Here is a 15,432-nt window from a genome sequence, read left to right on the forward strand (position 1 = left end):
GCCTTTTGCAGATCTGGCTTACAGAGATCCCTCTGGCCAAATCCGACAAGATATTCTAAGATGACAGTTGAGGAAAAAGCCTGCCCAAAGCCCCCCGCAACGGCAGGTAGATTCCCAAGAATCTCCGCAATGACAACGGGGAGTGGGTAGCACCCACTTCTTTGCTTTTTTAGGGGAAAGATGCCCCCGCTGCCGACTCCAGCTTCGATGGGCTGGGATCTGGCCGTTACACCGAGTTGGCGATGAGTTGGCTATGGTTCACCCTCTTATCCCGCAGTTGGAGAGCTTGGCCCGTCCTTTGGCCGCTCGACTGGGGTACGAATTGGTACAGATGGTTTTTCACACCAACCAGTATCCGCCAGTGCTGCGGGTGGACATCCGTCCGCTGGATCCGGAGCAGGAAACCAGCCATGCCGATTGCGAAGCCATGAGCCAGGCCTTGGAAGTGGAGCTGGATCGGGTGGATCTGATCCCCGGCCATTATGTGCTGGAGGTCTCCAGCCCCGGCATCAGCAACCTCCTCATTAGCGACCGCGACTTTGTGGTTTTCAAAGGGTTTGCGGTGGAGGTGACGGTGGATCCCCCCTACAAGGGCAAAGCTGTCTGGTCAGGGCATCTGCTGGGTCGGGATGAGGAGAACGTTGCCCTATCCCTCAAGGGGCGGCGCGTGCAGTTGCCCCGCGCTTCGGTGCAGCGGGTTGTCCTCTCAGAGGCGGAAACCGAGTAGAGGAATGGGGATAGAGAGGACGTTCGGCCGCGAAGTGGGTTGCCTTGTCTTCGCGTCGGAGCTACCTGCTGTGCGACGATGCATTTCCCGTCAGGATTGCGGAGCAACCGTGATAGCAGTTTCATCCCAGCTTAAGTTGCATTAGGAGGACAACAGCTTATGTCGATGGTGCCTCTGCCCGGTTTGGCAGAAATGGTGGAGATGATTTCGCGGGAGCGCAACTTGCCCCGCCATGTGGTCACTAATGCCTTGCGGGAGGCGCTGCTCAAGGGCTACGAACGCTACCGCAAAACCATTCAGCGAGATGTTGTCTTTGAAGAAGACCACTTCCGCAACTTCGATGTGGAGTTGGATGTGGAGGCAGGGGGCTTTCGCATTTTGGCCACTAAAACCATTGTCGAGGAGGTACGGGATCCAGATCACGAAATCTCTCTGTACGACGTGCAGCAGGACTACCCGGAAGCCGAAGTCGGCTGGGAAGTCACCAATGACGTCACTCCCCAACAGGCGGAATTTGGCCGCATGGCGGCCATCCAAACCAAGCAGGTGCTGGCCCAGAAGTTGCGTGACCAGCAGCGCCGCCTGATTCAAGAAGAGTTCCGCGACCTGGAAAACACCGTGTTGCAGGCACGGGTGCTGCGCACGGAACGACAGACGGTGATCATGGCGGTATCCAGCGGTTTTGGGCGGCCCGAGGTGGAAGCCGAGCTACCCAAGAAGGAGCAGTTGGCCAGTGACCGCTATGTCCCTAACGCCGTGATGAAGGTCTATCTCAAAAAGGTCTATGAGGGATCCCGGCGGGGGCCGCAGCTTTTGGTTTCCCGGGCTGATGCCGGCTTGGTGGTGAACCTGTTTGCCAACGAGGTACCGGAGATCGAAGAGGATATTGTGCGCATCGTGGCAGTGGCGAGGGAGGCCAACCCACCTTCCCGCAACGTGGGGCCGCGCACCAAGATTGCCGTCGATACGGTGGAGCGAGACGTGGATCCGGTAGGGGCCTGTATCGGGGCGAGGGGATCCCGCATTCAGGCGGTGGTGGCGGAGCTGCGCAACGAGAAAATTGACGTTATCCGTTGGTCACCGGATCCCGCCACCTACATTGCCAACGCCCTCAGCCCGGCTAAGGTGGTGGAGGTGCGGCTGGTGGATCCGGAGATCCAACAGGCCCACGTGCTGGTGACCAGCGACCAGCTCAGCCTGGCCATCGGGAAAGAGGGGCAAAATGTGCGCCTGGCCGCCCGTCTCACTGGCTGGAAAATCGACATCAAGGAAGTGGAGAGCTACCGGGCAGCGCTGGAGGAGGCGCAAGCGCAGGGGCTGCCCTATCCCTTCATCACGCCAGCGGCTTTGGAGCGCTTCAGGAGGCGGGAAGAGCGAGCCGCTTTGGGGCTGGACGAGGAGTACCCAGAGAAGCTCCGCCTAGAGGAGGAGCTGGCAGAGGACGATAGGCTGGAGGAAGACTGGGTCGAGGAAGACGAGGACTTCGACTACGACGCCGAGTTCGACATCGCCCAGCCCAAGGCCTAGAGCCGAGGGGCCTCGGCAGTCGGTAAACTGAGGTAAAGACCCTTCCCGCCTGCCCTTGAACTCCTCCCAGCCGATCATCCTTGGTATATCGGGCGCCTCCGGGATGCTCTATGCCGTGCGTGCCTTGCACGTTCTGCTCAGCCTGGATTACCGCGTCGAGGTGGTGGCCTCCAAAGCAGCCTATCAGGTGTGGCAAGGGGAGCAAGGGGTGCCGTTGCCAGCGGATCCCCAGCGGCAGGCCCAATTTTGGCGGCAGCAGGCCGAAAGTGAGGGCGGATCCCTGGTCTGCCACCGCTGGCAAGATGTGGGGGCAACCATCGCCAGCGGCTCCTACCGCACGCAGGGGATGTTGGTGATCCCATGCAGCATGGGCACAGTAGCCAAGTTGGCAGCGGGGCTAAGCTCTGACCTGCTGGAGCGGGCGGCTGACGTGCAGCTCAAAGAAGGCCGCCGCCTGGTCATCGTGCCGCGGGAAACCCCCTTTAGTCTCATTCACCTGCGCAACCTGACCACCCTGGCGGAGGCGGGAGCGCGCATCGTGCCGGCCATTCCAGCCTGGTACCACCAGCCGCGTACGCTCTTGGACTTGGTGGACTTTGTGGTGGTGAAGGCCCTGGATCAGTTTGGCATCGACAGCGACCTCATCCAGCGCTGGCAGGGGATGCGTCAGCGTCAGATCCTCAAGCTGCCCCCAGAGGACTAAAGGGATCCCTTGGCCCTAACCCCTTTCCCACCGGGAGAGGGAGGTTCCCACCTGGCGCGATCATAAGGTTTCACTGATAGCAGGGAGGACACTGCTGAACCTTGGCAGGGCAACTGGCTGGACTAGTCAGCCGCGGGATCCCTGCGAAGGTGGGTGGACAAGTCGGGGCAAGTCTCCAGGCTCGCTGCCCACTCGCTGATGAGGGTGTTGACCCAGTGGGGCAGCTCGTCGTGAGCACAGTGGCCTACCCCTGGCAGCTTCACCAACGTAAGAGCGGGCTGCCAGCGCTTGAATTGGTCTGCCAAAAAGCTGGGCACCGCCGGATCTTCTTGGCCCCAGAGGAGCAAAATCGGCATTTTGAGGGTGGGCAACAGGCGCTTGGGGCTGTCGAAGCGACGGCAGAGGATGGCTCTCAGGCTATCCAAAAACACGTGGGCTGCCCCCGGCTCAAAGGCAGGCCTCTGGAAGATCTGCACCAGCTCGTCGTCCACCTGCTCGTCTCGCTTGTAGACGTTTTTGATCCAAGCCCGCAGCACCTCGGTTTGTCGCAGCCAGTTAAACAAATGGGGATAGGTGAGCGGGCAACCCAAAACAGCCAGGATCCCTTCGCAGAGGGCTTGAACCAGGGCATCCCAGGGAGAGGGCAATTCTTCCGGGTGGGGCCCATCGGCACAACTGATTAAGCACAGGCCCTTCACCATCTGAGGATAACGGGCAGCCGCGATCACCCCCACCAACCCGCCGATGGAGTGGCCCACCAGGATGCTGGGCTGTTGGATGTGGGCATACCAAAACTCGTACACCTGCTCCACCCACAGATCGACGCTGTAGGCGATCTCCGGCTTGGCGCTTTTCCCAAATCCCAGCAAGTCAAGGGCATAGACGGGGCGCTGGGATCCCAAGGGAACAATGTTATGGCGCCAATGGCCCACCGAGGCTCCCAAGCCATGGATCAAGATGGCCGGAGCCGCCGTCAAGTTCACCTGGCCCTTGGAGGTTTGGGCGCGACTGGGGGTGTAGGTGAAATGGATAGACCAGCCACGCCAGAGCCAGGTTTGGGAATGGCCATAGCGAGGGAGCACGGCAAGGGGATCCCTGTTGCCGACCGAAGAGGGGGGCGGCGCGAGGGGAGGGGAGCTTGCCCCACCGACAGCAGCAGAGGGAGAAGAGTTGGGTTCAGGCAAGGGAGGAGCGTGTGACAACAACAGGCCCATCTCCACCAGCATAGACCGAACTTAGGGGCTGCTTCGGGGCGTCTAGAGTGGAACTAAAGGGGCGTCTCTCTCAGGTAACCCTTTTGAGCACAGCTTTTCTGGACGTTCTGCACGACTTTCCCCGAACAAGACTGCTCGCGTCAGCAGGACGTAGAAACCACCCTAGCCGAACCATGGCTCCACCTGCGGATCCACGATGGCTGAGATGATGGATGAGACAGCTTGGATAGACCCTATTACGGCGGCCAGCTTTCGCCAGATTGACCAAGAGATCGGCCCCCACCCGTGGCAAGGGATCCCCTACGAGATCGTGCGCCGCGCCATCCACGCCACTGCCGATTTTGAGCTGCGGGATCGCTTTGTGTTTAGCCCCACGGCGGTCGAGGTGGGGCTGGCGGCCCTGCGGCAGCAAAGGCCCGTGGTGGTGGATGTGAGGATGGTGGCTGCCGGGATCCAAGCTGGCCTTGAGGCGCAGGGGATCCCGCTCTATTGCGCTTTGGACTGGGTGGAAGACCCCCCCGCGGCAGGGCAAACCCGCACTGCCCAGGGGATGATCCAGGTGGCCCGCCGCTACCCGGAAGCCATCTTTGTTGTCGGCAATGCGCCCACGGCGCTGCTGGCGCTGGTGGAAGAGATTCGGGCAGAGCGGATCCGGCCCAGCCTGGTGATCGGGGTGCCGGTGGGCTTTGTGGCCGTGGAGGAGGCCAAACAGGCATTGGCACAAACCGATGTCCCCCAGATTCGGGTGGAGGGCCGCAAAGGCGGATCCCCGGTGGCCGCTGCCATCGTCAATGCTCTACTGCTGGCCGCCCGCCGGGATCCCATTCCCAACTGACTAGAATTGGAACGACATCTTCAGGCCTTTCCCATGACCCCCGAACAAGAGGAGTGGCTGATCCGCAACCTTCAGCTCCAACAAGAAGAGCTTCAAGAGCTGCGGGCTGAGCAGCAGCGAGCCGCCCAGCGCTTTGAGGCCCAGATGACGGAAATGCGGCAGGCCTTTGCAGCCCAGATCGCCGAGATCCGAACTGAGCAGCAGCGGGCCGCCGAGCGCTTTGAGGCCCAGATGACGGAAATGCGACAGGCCTTTGCAGCCCAGATCGCCGAGATCCGAGCCGAGCAGCAGCGGGCCGCTGAGCGTTTCTCCGCCGAGATCGCCGAACTCCGGGCCGAGCGGCAACAAGCTGCCGAGCGCTTTGAGGCCCAGATGACGGAAATGCGACAGGCCTTTGCAGCTCAGATCGCCGAGATCCGAGCTGAGCAGCAGCGGGCCGCTGAGCGTTTCTCCGCCGAGATCGCCGAGATCCGGGCCGAACAGCAGCGGGCCGCCGAGCGCTTTGAGGCCCAGATGGCTGCAATGCGAGCCGAGCGGCAGGCCATCGAGGCCCAGCTCCAGACCGAAATCCAGGAGATCCGGGCGTTAATTCAGCACAACCAGGAGCGGATTCGCCAGAACGAAGAGCGGGGAGATGAGCTGGAGAGGGCCATCCAGGAGTCTCGCCGCGATATGCAGGCCGGGTTTGCCGAGCTGAGGGAAGCGCAAGCCATGATGATGGAGCAATTTCGGGAGCGGGATGGCCGCCTGATCGAGGCTCATCTGGGCTTTATTCGGGAAATGCGGGAGATGCAGCGGGAGGTAGCGGAGCTGCGCCTGGATTTTCTCAACCACATGCGCCAGTACCACCCGCCTGTCGAACGCTAGATGGCGAGCCGGTTGCCTCAGCTTGCGGTCGTAGGGGTAGCTGGAGATGGCTCGGTGGCCTCTTGGGCGATTCCCCCCCTCTCCCAAGCGCAAACCCTGGCCGGGCCCCCCAGCCTGCTGCAGCACTTTGCCGACCATCCGGCTCGCCAGATCCGGCTTACTGGATCGGTGGAAAGTTGGATCCCGCTTTTGCAAAAGGAGCTGGCACAGGGATCCCTGGTTTTATTGGCCAGCGGGGATCCCCTGTTTTTTGGGATTGGGCGCCTGCTGACCCAGTATTTCCCGGCGGAGCAACTGGCTTTTTACCCCCAAGTCAGCTCGGTGCAGTTGGCCCTCAACCGCCTGCAGATCCCCTGGCAGGAGGCCACCATTCTCAGTCTGCACGGGCGGGGAATGGAGCCGTTGGAACCCGCTCTCAAACAGGGATCCCCTGTGATTGTGGTGCTTACCGACCCAGAGCACACGCCAGCCAGCTTGGCCCAGTTCATTGCCGACCTGCAGTTGCCGGTGCGCTACCAGGGCTGGGTATGCAGCCAACTGGGATCCCCCCACGAGCAGATCCTGCCTCTGCAGGAAGGTGAGAACTCCGCCTTCCCCAGCCCCAATCTGGTGGTGTTGCGCCGCGTTGACCCGGAACCGGATCCCCGCCGCTGGCCCCTAGTCGGGATCCCCGACGATCAGTTCCACACCTTTCCCGACCAGCCCGGCCTGATCACCAAGCAACCCATCCGCCTGCTCACCCTGGGGGCCTTGCAATTGCCGCGGCAGGGAGTGGTGTGGGATGTCGGGGCCGGCACCGGCTCCGTGGCCGTAGAGATTGCCCGCCTCTCCCCCCAGCTCCAGGTCTATGCCGTTGAGCGCAACGCCATGGGTATTTGTCTCATCCGGCGCAACCGCCAACGCTTCGGCCTGGAGAACCTGCACGTGATCCCCGGGGCAGCGCCCCAGGTGCTGGCCGACTTGCCGGATCCCGATCGGGTGTTGCTGGGGGGAGGCGGCAAAGGGATCCGCGATCTGCTGCCGGTGGTGGCGGCCCGCCTGCGGCCTGAGGGGATCTTGGTGGCCAACTTTGCCACTCTGGAAACCTGCAGCGAAACCCTGCAATGGCTGCGCTCGCAGGGCTGGCAGGTGCGGCTAGAACACATCCAGATCTCCCGCTCCACAGCCCTGGCAGAAGGCACCCGCTTCGCCCCCCTTAACCCCGTTTACCTGCTGCAGGGGATCCCTTCAACTTTGCCATCTCGCTGAACTCCCTCCTTTGGGGTGGGGGGGTGAGAGAAAAATTACCCCTCATCCTCCTCGTCGGTGGTGAACCCGGGTCGGTACAGATAGGAGGGGCGATTGGTCTTCTTAATTTGGTCTTTGAGGGATTCTAGGTCGATGTAGCGATCTGCCAAGTTGATCAGTTGGTCACTGGTCATGGAACGCAAGCTGACCACCTCCACCCGTGCCCCTTGGTAGCTGACGGCATTGACCGCGTAGGCCAAATCCCCATCGCCGCTCACCAGCACTGCCGTCTCGTACCAACGCACCAGCGACAACATGTCCACAGCAATTTCCACATCCAGGTTGGCCCGCTTGGATCCATCGGGCAGTTGGGTCAGCTCTTTGGTAACCACGCGGTAGCCGTTGCGACGCATCCAGAGCAAAAACCCCTGCTGCTTTTCGTTGTTGCGATCGACGCCGGTGTAGAAGAAGGAGCGCAGAAGGGGAGAACGGCCGGTCAGCGTCTTCAGCAGGCGGGTGTAGTCGATCTCAATGCCCATCTGCAGGGCGGCATAGAAGAGGTTGGATCCGTCGATGAAGATGGCCACGCGACCGCGGTTGTCCTGGAAGGGATCCGGGGGCTGAAAGCCGGGCTCAGGATCAAGACGCAACATTCGGGCTTTCTTCTCCAAGTTTTGGCAAAGGGATAGAAAAAGATAGGATATTGAGAGGTATAGGAACAAGGCATCGGCAAAAAAAGGCCCTGGCCGGGGAGATACGTCATTTACCCTAGCGCAGGAAACACCCCACCCCTGGAAGACTTCCAAAATCCTAAAGAAAAAATACTTATCGGAGAGCTCTTGCGAATGACAGGCCAACAGGGGGCGCTGCCCTATCGTTTCCCGACCTCCCTGCACAGAGGGGTGTTGCGCAGCCGCTACAAGCGCTTCTTTGCCGAGGTGGAGCTGGAAAATGGGCAACAGGTAACCGCTCACTGCCCCAACACCGGGCCGATGACGGGGGTTTGCCAGGTAGGGGCACCTGTGTACCTCTCCCATCACCCCGATCCTAAGCGCAAATTGGCCTACACCTGGGAGATGATCCAGGTGGAAGGAGTGTGGGTGGGGATCAACACCGGCCTGCCCAATCGCCTGGTGGAATGGGGGCTGGAACAAGGGTGGTTTCCCCAGTTGGCGGGGTTTTCTCGTTGGCAACGGGAAGTGACCTGCGGCAGGAGCAAAATCGACTTCCTGCTGATAGGAGACTCTGGCTTGGCCTACCTAGAGGTTAAAAATACCACCTGGGCCGTGGGATCCCGCGCCCTCTTCCCGGATACGGTGACGACTCGCGGGCAAAAACACCTGGAAGATTTGATTGAGATCCGCCGGCAAGGGCAGCGGGCTCTGCTGCTGTACTGGATCAACCGTGCCGATTGCACCGAGTTCGCCCCTGGCGCAGAACGGGATCCCCGCTATGCCCATCTGTTTCGCCAGGCGCTGCAGGCGGGGGTCGAGGTGTTGCCCTACCGGATCGCAGTCTCGCCCCAGGGGATCCATCCCCTGGGTTTGGCCAAAATGGTGGCCTGAGCGTTGTCTTGGGAACCTGCTGCTATGCAAGTGGCCACCTGGAATGTCAACTCCATTCGCACCCGGTTGCCGCAAGTTTTGGCTTGGCTAGACAAGCAGGGATCCCTGGATGTGCTCTGCTTGCAGGAGACCAAGGTGGTGGATGAGGACTTTCCCCGCGCCCCCTTCGAGGAGCGAGGCTTTCATGTGGAGGTGTACGGGCAAAAGTCCTACAACGGCGTGGCCGTAATCAGCCGGGAGGTGCCGGAGAAGGTGGAGCGAGGGTTTGGCGCGCTGCTGTCGGCGGCTGCAGACCTGGACGAGCAAAAGCGGCTGATCGGCGCCCTCTACCACGGGATCCGCATTCTCAACCTCTACGTGCCCAACGGCGAGGCGGTGGGATCCGACAAGTACGCCTACAAGTTGCGCTGGCTGGCCACGCTGAAGGACTACCTGGCCGTTGCCCTCAGCCAAGGGGATCCCATCTTGCTCTGTGGGGACTTTAACATTGCCCTGGAAGACCGCGATATCTACGATCCCCAAAAGGCCGGAGAAATCATGGCCTCGGAGCCAGAACGGCAGGCCCTGCGGGAGATCCTGGCTTTGGGGTTTGAGGATGCCTTCCGCAAGTTTAACCCGGATCCCGGACATTTTAGCTGGTGGGACTACCGGGCCGGAGGGTTTCAGAAGAATCGCGGCTGGCGCATCGACCACCTCTACCTTTCTCCCCCGCTCCAGGACAAGGTCACTGCCTGCTGGATCGACGTCGAGCCGCGGCGGCTACAAAAGCCCAGCGACCATGCCCCTGTGGTTGTGGAGCTGGCGGTCTGAAATCCCCAGGCCGCTCCCTTGCCAATCTTTTCTCGAGACAAGAGCGGCTATCTACGCTAGGCTGGTAGATGTTAACGAATGTATCGGGCTACCGCCATGGCGCTCTTTGGTTTTGGCAAACTGAGCAAGAAGCTGACCTTGCCCACGCCGGAAGAGGCTTTGCCGGGCCGCTCCGAGCCAATGGCAATCGTTAACCGGCACTACGTCAAGGGCACGCCCCTAAAGCCCCCTTTTCCCGAGGGCATGGAGCTGGCCCTGTTCGGCATGGGCTGCTTTTGGGGAGCGGAGCGCAAGTTTTGGCAGTTGCCCGGGGTGTTCACCACTGCCGTGGGCTACGCTGGCGGGTATACCCCCAACCCCACCTATGAGGAGGTTTGCACCGGTTTGACTGGCCACAACGAGGTGGTGCGGGTGGTTTACGATCCCAGCCAGATTAGCTACCTGCAGCTTTTGAAGGTGTTTTGGGAAAACCACGATCCCACCCAAGGGATGCGCCAGGGCAATGATGTGGGCACCCAGTATCGCTCCGGCATCTACGTCTATTCCCCGGCACAACGGGAGCTGGCGGAAAAAACCCGCGATCTCTACCAGCAGGCTCTGAGCGCCCACGGCTACGGCCAAATCACCACTGAGATCCTGGACGCCCCAGAGTTCTACTACGCCGAAGACTACCACCAGCAGTACCTGGCCAAAAACCCACGCGGCTACTGCGGCCTGGGGGGCACCCAGGTTTGTCTGCCCGAGATCCTCACCGAGTCTGTCTAAGCCACACCCTGGCCGATGGCGGTCATGGCTGCCCTCACCCCCGGCCCCTCTCCCTCAGGGAGAGGGGGGTTAGAGCGTTGATTGCAAAGATCCCAACAGACCTCTAGAAGATGCGGCGGGAAGGGGATCCCCGCTCCAGCAGCTCCTTGGCCACCAGGGTTACCACCGCCAGCAAGGAGAGCACCACTGCCGCCGCATAGGCCGAGCCCGTGGCATAGCTGCGGTAGGCATCTTCCACAAATAAGGGAAGGGTCTGGGTGCGGCCAATGATGTTGCCAGAGACCACCGCGACAGCGCCGAACTCCCCCATGGCGCGGGCATTGGTCAGGATGACCCCGTACAGGAGTCCCCAGCGGATGTTGGGTAGGGTGATGCGCCAGAAGATCTGCCAGGAATTGGCCCCCAGGGTTTTGGCGGCTTCTTCTTCCTCGCTGCCGGCCTCTTCCAACACCGGCAGTACCTCCCGCACCACAAAAGGGAGCGTGATGAAAGCCGTGGCCAGCACAATGCCCGGAAAGGCAAAGATGACCCGCAGGTTCCAGGATCCCAGCCAACCCTGACGGCCAAAGAGGAGCACCAGCATCAGGCCGGCCACCACCGGGGAAATGGAAAAGGGCAGATCGATCAAGCTGAGCAGCAAAGCCCGCCCCGGAAAACGGCGGCGAGCCAAGGCCAAGGCGGCGCAGAGGCCAAAAAAAGTATTGAGGGGAACAACAACCAGCGCCGTCAGCACCGTCAATCGGAGGGCGCTGAGCAGCTCCCGCTCGGTCAGGTGCTGGAGAAAAGCTGGGATCCCTTCTCGAAACGCCTGATAAAAGATGTTCACCACCGGGATCCCAAGCAGCAGGGCGATGTAGAGCCCGACAATGCCGATCAACAGGCCCGACAGCCAAGGGTTTGTCGATGGCTCCGGTTGGACACCCGCTATCCCGTCAGGTTTCATGGCGACTTCCCCAGGCTTGCAGAAGGTTAATCACCACCAGCGACAAGAACGAGATCCCCAGCATCGCCGTCCCGATCACCGTTGCCCCGGCATAGTCGTACTGTTCCAGCCGCTGGATCACCAGCACTGCCGCGATGAGATCCCGGAAGGGGATGCTAGAGGCGATGATAACAATGGAGCCATATTCACCCACAGCACGGGAAAACCCTAGGGCTACGCCGGTCAACACGGCGGGCAAAATCTGGGGCAGCACCACCCGCCAGAAGGTCTGCCAGCGGGAGGCGCCCAAGCTCCAGGCCGCCTCTTCCACATCTCGTTCCAGCTCCTGCAGCACCGGCTGTACCGTCCGCACCACAAAGGGAAAAGAGATAAACAGCATCGCCACCCCCACCCCCAGCCGGGTAAAGGCAATGCGGATCCCCAAGGGGGCCAAAAGGGATCCAATCCAGCCGTTGCTGCTGTAAACGGTTGCCAGGGTGAGGCCGGCCACAGCCGTGGGCAGGGCAAAGGGCAGATCGATCAACCCCTCGAGGAGCTTTTTGCCGGGGAAGGCGTGGCGCACCAACACCCAAGCCGTCAGGGTGCCCATTACGCCGTTAACCAAAGCCGCCAGCAGCGCGGTTACAAAAGTAACCTCATAGGCGGAGAGGGCCACCGGATCCGTCGCGATCCGCCAGAACTCCGCCCAGCCGACGCTGCTGGACTTGGCGATCAAGGCCGCCAGCGGCAAGGCCAACATTAGGAAGAGATAGCCCAAGCTCAGCCGCCACGGCCAAGACAGTTGAAACCCGGCTTGCTGCAACTTTCCTCAAGCTCCCAGCGACATCGGACTCCGTCCCGCCATTGCCAGCGGGGTCATGGCAGTTTTCTTATCGTTTTTTTTGAGGGGAAAGGCCTTGACCACCTTGGGGCGGACATAGACCTGCTGCCCCACCTGCAGCGGCTGGCTGGCATATTGCTCGCGGCTGAGGTGGGCCCACAGGGATCCGCCATCGCTTAGAATCAGCTCCGCCTGGATCTCCCGCCCCAGGTGGATGATCTCTTTGACCCAAGCCGAGACGCCGCTGCTATTGGGGTTGACCTCGATCTGCACATCGTGGGGGCGCAAGAAGAGCTGGTGCGGGCCCGCCTGGGCCTCGGGAAGCTGGCAAGATAACAGGGAGCGGGGAGAGAGCTCGTTGACCGGGCCGATGAAGCTCATGACAAAGGGAGTGGCCGGGTGATCGTAGATCTCGGCAGGGGATCCCACCTGTTCGATCCGCCCCTGGTTCATGACCACAATTTGGTCGGCCACCTCCATGGCTTCCTCTTGGTCGTGGGTGACCAAGACGGTGGTGACGTGTACCTCGTCGTGCAGGCGCCGCAGCCACTGGCGCAGCTCCTTGCGCACTCTGGCATCCAGCGCCCCAAAGGGCTCATCCAGGAGCAACACCTGCGGCTCCACCGCCAAGGCGCGGGCCAGAGCCACCCGCTGCCGCTGTCCCCCCGAAAGCTGTGAGGGGTAGCGATCCCCCAACCCCGACAGTTGCACCAGCTCCAGCAGCTCGTCCACCCGTGCCCGGATCTCAGCCCGCGAAGCTTTGCGGATCTCCAGGCCAAAGGCGATGTTCTGCCGCACCGTCATGTGCTTGAACAGGGCGTAGTGCTGGAAGACAAAGCCGACGTTGCGCTCCTGGACGCTGGCATGCGTGGCATCCCGCCCGGTGAGGAAAATCCGCCCCGTGTCCGGCTTTTCTAGGCCGGCAATCAGGCGCAAGAGGGTAGATTTGCCGGAACCCGACGGTCCCAACAGGGCAACCAGGGATCCCGTGGGAATGGTGAGATCCGTAGGGTGGAGAGCCTGAAACTGGCCAAAACGCTTCGATACCCCTGCAATGGTGATGCCCATAGGTTCTGCCTAGCTAAGGGTTGGCCGGATGGCGCTGCCTATCCCTGAGGAGGTAGGGAGCCTCTAATCTACGGTAAACCTGTCAACAAACCGTTGATACTGCTCCCAGCATACCTTGAATGGGGATGCAAAACAAGGGAGGCTCCCTACAACCCAGCTTGGATGCGGTCAAACACAGCCCCATCGGCAAAGAAGCGGTTTTGGATTGCTTCCCAGCCGCCCAGATCGGCAACGGTTACCAGCTTCTCAATGGGAGGGTACCGCCAGGCAAACTCTTGCGCCACCGTCGGCTCCACCGGACGGAAACCCACCTCGGCAAAGGCCCGTTGCGCTTCTGGAGTAAACAGGTAGTTCACAAAGGCTTCGGCCACGGCGCGGGTTCCTTTTCGCTCCACCGTGGCATCCACCACGGCTACGGGGTTGTCGATGGAAATGTTGGGATCCGGCACCACGTAGGGCAAGGGCTGGCCGCGCAGGCCGGCCAGGATCACCTCCTGTTCGTAGGTGAGCAGGGCATCCCCCTGCCCTTTTTGGAAAAAGACATCGGTGGCTTCCCGCGAGTCCCGCGGCAGGACGCGGACGTTTTTGTAGACCTGGGTGGTGAAGGCCAGGGCCTGGGGTTCAGGGACAGCACTCCAGAGGGCCAAAAAGTTCCAGCGGGCGCCCCCTGAGGTTTTGGGGTTGGCGGTGATCACCTGCAAGCCAGGCTGGGCCAGATCCAGCCAAGAGTGGATAGCGTGGGGGTTGCCCTGCCGCGTGACGATTGCCGCCACTGAGCGGGTGACGATCCCTTGGTTGGGCGTGCGGCTTTCCCAGCCTGGTCGAACGAGACCGGCAGCCACAAGGCGCTCCACATCCAGGCCCAGGGCCAGAGCCACCACATCGGCATCCAGCCCGTCAATGACCGCCCGCGCTTGTGTGGCCGAGCCGGCGTAGCTGCTTTCTACGCGCACCCGTTGGCCGGTCTGGGCCAGCCAGTGGGCCTCAAAGGCAGGGATGATCTGCCGGTAGGCATCGCGGGTCACCGCAAAAGAAGCTAGGAGAATCCTCACTTCCCCTTGGGATCCCACGCCACAGCCGCCCAGCCCCAGCAGGAGTCCCAGGAGCAGGGATCCCACCGCCAGCCACCGCCCCACTCTCCCAAACCAGACCACCGCGACAGGTGAGGGGATCCCCAATGGGTTCCCTGCTGTCCCTTCCATGTTCACCCCTATCCCCAAAAACTTCTCCACTTCTGTGTCCCTCACCCCCAGCCCCTCTCCCAAAGGGAGAGGGGAGCTGAAGGGCTTTGCAACCCGTGAGGCTGGCTGCCGCTCTTCACATTCTACGGTAAGCCGGTCGGCAAACCGTTTTTAGGGCCAGGGATCCCTAGGCAGGGCAGGGGGTGGGGAGCGCCGCATCGGCAGCAAGATCCAGCGTGGCCCTGAGGAGGCCGGGATCCTCTGAAGAGGGGAGCAACTGGAACCCCAAGCGCCTGCAGAGGCGGCGCATGCCCTCGTTTTCGCTGAGCACCTCGCCGGTGAGGCGCCGGATCCCTTCGCAGCGGGCCACCTGAATCAGGCGGGTCAGCAGCTCCGTGCCGATCCCCTGTCTTTGGTAGGGATCCGCCACCAACAGGGCAAACTCGGCTTCTTCGGGAAGGCCGTGTTTTTTGGAGAGGCGGCTGATGCCGAGGATTGTAGCTTCTGGCTCCTGTTTTTCCGCCACCAGGGCGATCTCGCGGTCGTAGTCGTTAAAGCAGATGCGAACCAAGCGCTCGTGGGCGATGCGGGCGCTGTATTTGATGGGGTGGAAGTAGCGCAGGTAGATGCTGTAGTCGGAGACGTGGCGGTGAAACTGGATCACCAGCAGCTCGTCTTCGGGACGGATGGGGCGGATGGTGATGCCCTCGCGGAAGGGCCAACTGTACTGGCTGGGGTAGGGGCGGATGGCCAACGGTACGGGGGGTTCTTGCTCCGAGCGCAAAATGACGCGGGCATCCAAAGCCAGCAGTTGCTCGCCCGAGGCCAGCAGGGGGTTGATGTCGATCTCTTGGATCTGCCGCTGTTCGGCCACCAGTTGGCTGAAGCGCACCAAAAGCTGTTCCAGCGCTTCCAGATTGACGGCTCGGCGCCCCCGCACCCCCTTGAGGGCCTTGTAGATGAGGGTATTCTCCATCAGGCGGCGCGCCAAGGTGGTGTTGAGGGGGGGAAGGCCAATGGCGCGATCCTGGAACACCTCCACCAGTTGGCCGCCGCTGCCAAACAGCAACACCGGCCCAAACTGGGGATCCTCGCTGCTGCCCAGGATCAGCTCGTAGCCGTCGGTGCGGATCATCGGCTGCACCGTCACCCCTTGGAAGTGCTCTGGCCCTGCTTTCTC

16 protein-coding genes are annotated in these 15,432 nt (G+C 61.6%); 9 read left to right on the forward strand and 7 right to left on the reverse strand.

Going from position 1 to position 15,432, the window contains the following annotated elements:
* The first annotated feature begins 253 nt into the window (after positions 1 to 253).
* From rimP to NW863_RS01130, 3 genes are all read left to right on the forward strand, one after another.
* Complete coding sequence (gene rimP, locus NW863_RS01120; RefSeq protein WP_414363930.1) at positions 254 to 727, forward strand: ribosome maturation factor RimP; 474 nt, start codon at positions 254 to 256, stop codon at positions 725 to 727.
* Positions 728 to 886: 159 nt separating this feature from the next.
* Positions 887 to 2,254 (forward strand): transcription termination factor NusA, encoded by a 1,368-nt coding sequence (nusA, locus tag NW863_RS01125; protein ID WP_414363931.1) that lies wholly within the window; start codon positions 887 to 889, stop codon positions 2,252 to 2,254.
* 55 nt (positions 2,255 to 2,309) lie between these two features.
* Positions 2,310 to 2,957 (forward strand): flavin prenyltransferase UbiX, encoded by a 648-nt coding sequence (locus NW863_RS01130; RefSeq protein WP_414363932.1) that lies wholly within the window; start codon positions 2,310 to 2,312, stop codon positions 2,955 to 2,957.
* Between the two features lie 122 nt (positions 2,958 to 3,079).
* On the opposite strand, the gene NW863_RS01135 is transcribed toward NW863_RS01130, so the two are convergent.
* The gene (locus NW863_RS01135; RefSeq protein ID WP_414363933.1) at positions 3,080 to 4,183 is read right to left on the reverse strand and encodes an alpha/beta fold hydrolase; all 1,104 of its coding nucleotides are present in this window, start codon (positions 4,181 to 4,183) and stop codon (positions 3,080 to 3,082) included.
* A 193-nt stretch (positions 4,184 to 4,376) separates the two neighbouring features.
* Between NW863_RS01135 and NW863_RS01140 the strand changes: the two genes are divergently transcribed.
* From NW863_RS01140 to cbiE, 3 genes are read left to right on the forward strand one after another with little or no spacing between them, the layout of a single operon-like run.
* Positions 4,377 to 5,006: a cobalt-precorrin-8X methylmutase gene (locus NW863_RS01140; protein ID WP_414335343.1), complete on the forward strand. Its 630-nt coding sequence runs from the start codon at positions 4,377 to 4,379 to the stop codon at positions 5,004 to 5,006.
* A 33-nt stretch (positions 5,007 to 5,039) separates the two neighbouring features.
* Positions 5,040 to 5,873, forward strand: coding sequence for a hypothetical protein (locus NW863_RS01145; RefSeq protein WP_414363934.1), 834 nt, complete (start codon positions 5,040 to 5,042; stop codon positions 5,871 to 5,873).
* Positions 5,874 to 7,121 carry a precorrin-6y C5,15-methyltransferase (decarboxylating) subunit CbiE gene (gene cbiE, locus NW863_RS01150; RefSeq protein WP_414363935.1) on the forward strand — a complete coding sequence of 416 codons (1,248 nt, stop codon included), beginning with the start codon at positions 5,874 to 5,876 and terminating at the stop codon, positions 7,119 to 7,121.
* Positions 7,122 to 7,156: 35 nt separating this feature from the next.
* On the opposite strand, the gene NW863_RS01155 is transcribed toward cbiE, so the two are convergent.
* Positions 7,157 to 7,753 carry an NYN domain-containing protein gene (locus tag NW863_RS01155; RefSeq protein ID WP_414363936.1) on the reverse strand — a complete coding sequence of 199 codons (597 nt, stop codon included), beginning with the start codon at positions 7,751 to 7,753 and terminating at the stop codon, positions 7,157 to 7,159.
* 192 nt (positions 7,754 to 7,945) lie between these two features.
* Here NW863_RS01155 and sfsA point away from each other — a divergent pair, with 192 nt between their 5' ends.
* The 3 genes from sfsA to msrA all read left to right on the forward strand — a co-directional run bounded on the left by sfsA (position 7,946) and on the right by msrA (position 10,240).
* Entirely contained in the window at positions 7,946 to 8,665 is a 720-nt protein-coding gene (gene sfsA / locus NW863_RS01160; protein ID WP_414335331.1) for a DNA/RNA nuclease SfsA, read from the forward strand.
* A gap of 24 nt (positions 8,666 to 8,689) precedes the next feature.
* On the forward strand, positions 8,690 to 9,475 hold the full coding sequence (gene xth, locus NW863_RS01165; protein ID WP_414363937.1) for an exodeoxyribonuclease III: 786 nt from the start codon (positions 8,690 to 8,692) through the stop codon (positions 9,473 to 9,475).
* Between the two features lie 96 nt (positions 9,476 to 9,571).
* Positions 9,572 to 10,240 (forward strand): peptide-methionine (S)-S-oxide reductase MsrA, encoded by a 669-nt coding sequence (msrA, locus tag NW863_RS01170; RefSeq protein ID WP_414335345.1) that lies wholly within the window; start codon positions 9,572 to 9,574, stop codon positions 10,238 to 10,240.
* Between the two features lie 103 nt (positions 10,241 to 10,343).
* Here msrA and cysW read toward each other — a convergent pair whose 3' ends face one another.
* From cysW to NW863_RS01195, 5 genes are all read right to left on the reverse strand, one after another.
* A complete protein-coding gene (cysW, locus tag NW863_RS01175) occupies positions 10,344 to 11,183 on the reverse strand; it encodes a sulfate ABC transporter permease subunit CysW (RefSeq protein ID WP_414335334.1) in 840 nt (279 codons plus the stop codon).
* A complete protein-coding gene (gene cysT / locus NW863_RS01180) occupies positions 11,173 to 11,985 on the reverse strand; it encodes a sulfate ABC transporter permease subunit CysT (protein ID WP_414363938.1) in 813 nt (270 codons plus the stop codon). The genes cysW and cysT overlap by 11 nt, the downstream gene beginning before the upstream one ends.
* A gap of 6 nt (positions 11,986 to 11,991) precedes the next feature.
* Positions 11,992 to 13,071, reverse strand: a complete 1,080-nt coding sequence (locus NW863_RS01185) for a sulfate/molybdate ABC transporter ATP-binding protein (protein WP_414363939.1) — start codon at positions 13,069 to 13,071, stop codon at positions 11,992 to 11,994.
* A gap of 146 nt (positions 13,072 to 13,217) precedes the next feature.
* Positions 13,218 to 14,318, reverse strand: coding sequence for a sulfate ABC transporter substrate-binding protein (locus NW863_RS01190; protein WP_414363940.1), 1,101 nt, complete (start codon positions 14,316 to 14,318; stop codon positions 13,218 to 13,220).
* A gap of 121 nt (positions 14,319 to 14,439) precedes the next feature.
* Positions 14,440 to 15,432, reverse strand: a 993-nt coding sequence (locus tag NW863_RS01195; RefSeq protein WP_414363941.1) for a GNAT family N-acetyltransferase, incomplete at its 5' end; no start/stop codon positions are given.

The sequence above is a fragment of the Synechococcus sp. B60.1 genome, assembly GCF_047462555.1.
Taxonomy (GTDB): Bacteria; Cyanobacteriota; Cyanobacteriia; order Thermostichales; family Thermostichaceae; genus Thermostichus.

Bases quoted from the DNA above. Each gene is read 5' to 3' on its own strand.
- NW863_RS01135 (WP_414363933.1), bottom strand. From the start codon at position 4,183: ATGCTGGTGGAGATGGGCCTGTTGTTGTCACACGCTCCTCCCTTGCCT.
- cbiE (WP_414363935.1), top strand. From the start codon at position 5,874: ATGGCGAGCCGGTTGCCTCAGCTTGCGGTCGTAGGGGTAGCTGGAGAT.
- xth (WP_414363937.1), top strand. From the start codon at position 8,690: ATGCAAGTGGCCACCTGGAATGTCAACTCCATTCGCACCCGGTTGCCG.
- sfsA (WP_414335331.1), top strand. From the start codon at position 7,946: ATGACAGGCCAACAGGGGGCGCTGCCCTATCGTTTCCCGACCTCCCTG.
- NW863_RS01145 (WP_414363934.1), top strand. From the start codon at position 5,040: ATGACCCCCGAACAAGAGGAGTGGCTGATCCGCAACCTTCAGCTCCAA.
- NW863_RS01185 (WP_414363939.1), bottom strand. From the start codon at position 13,071: ATGGGCATCACCATTGCAGGGGTATCGAAGCGTTTTGGCCAGTTTCAG.
- NW863_RS01140 (WP_414335343.1), top strand. From the start codon at position 4,377: ATGATGGATGAGACAGCTTGGATAGACCCTATTACGGCGGCCAGCTTT.
- cysW (WP_414335334.1), bottom strand. From the start codon at position 11,183: ATGAAACCTGACGGGATAGCGGGTGTCCAACCGGAGCCATCGACAAAC.
- NW863_RS01155 (WP_414363936.1), bottom strand. From the start codon at position 7,753: ATGTTGCGTCTTGATCCTGAGCCCGGCTTTCAGCCCCCGGATCCCTTC.
- nusA (WP_414363931.1), top strand. From the start codon at position 887: ATGTCGATGGTGCCTCTGCCCGGTTTGGCAGAAATGGTGGAGATGATT.
- rimP (WP_414363930.1), top strand. From the start codon at position 254: ATGGTTCACCCTCTTATCCCGCAGTTGGAGAGCTTGGCCCGTCCTTTG.
- msrA (WP_414335345.1), top strand. From the start codon at position 9,572: ATGGCGCTCTTTGGTTTTGGCAAACTGAGCAAGAAGCTGACCTTGCCC.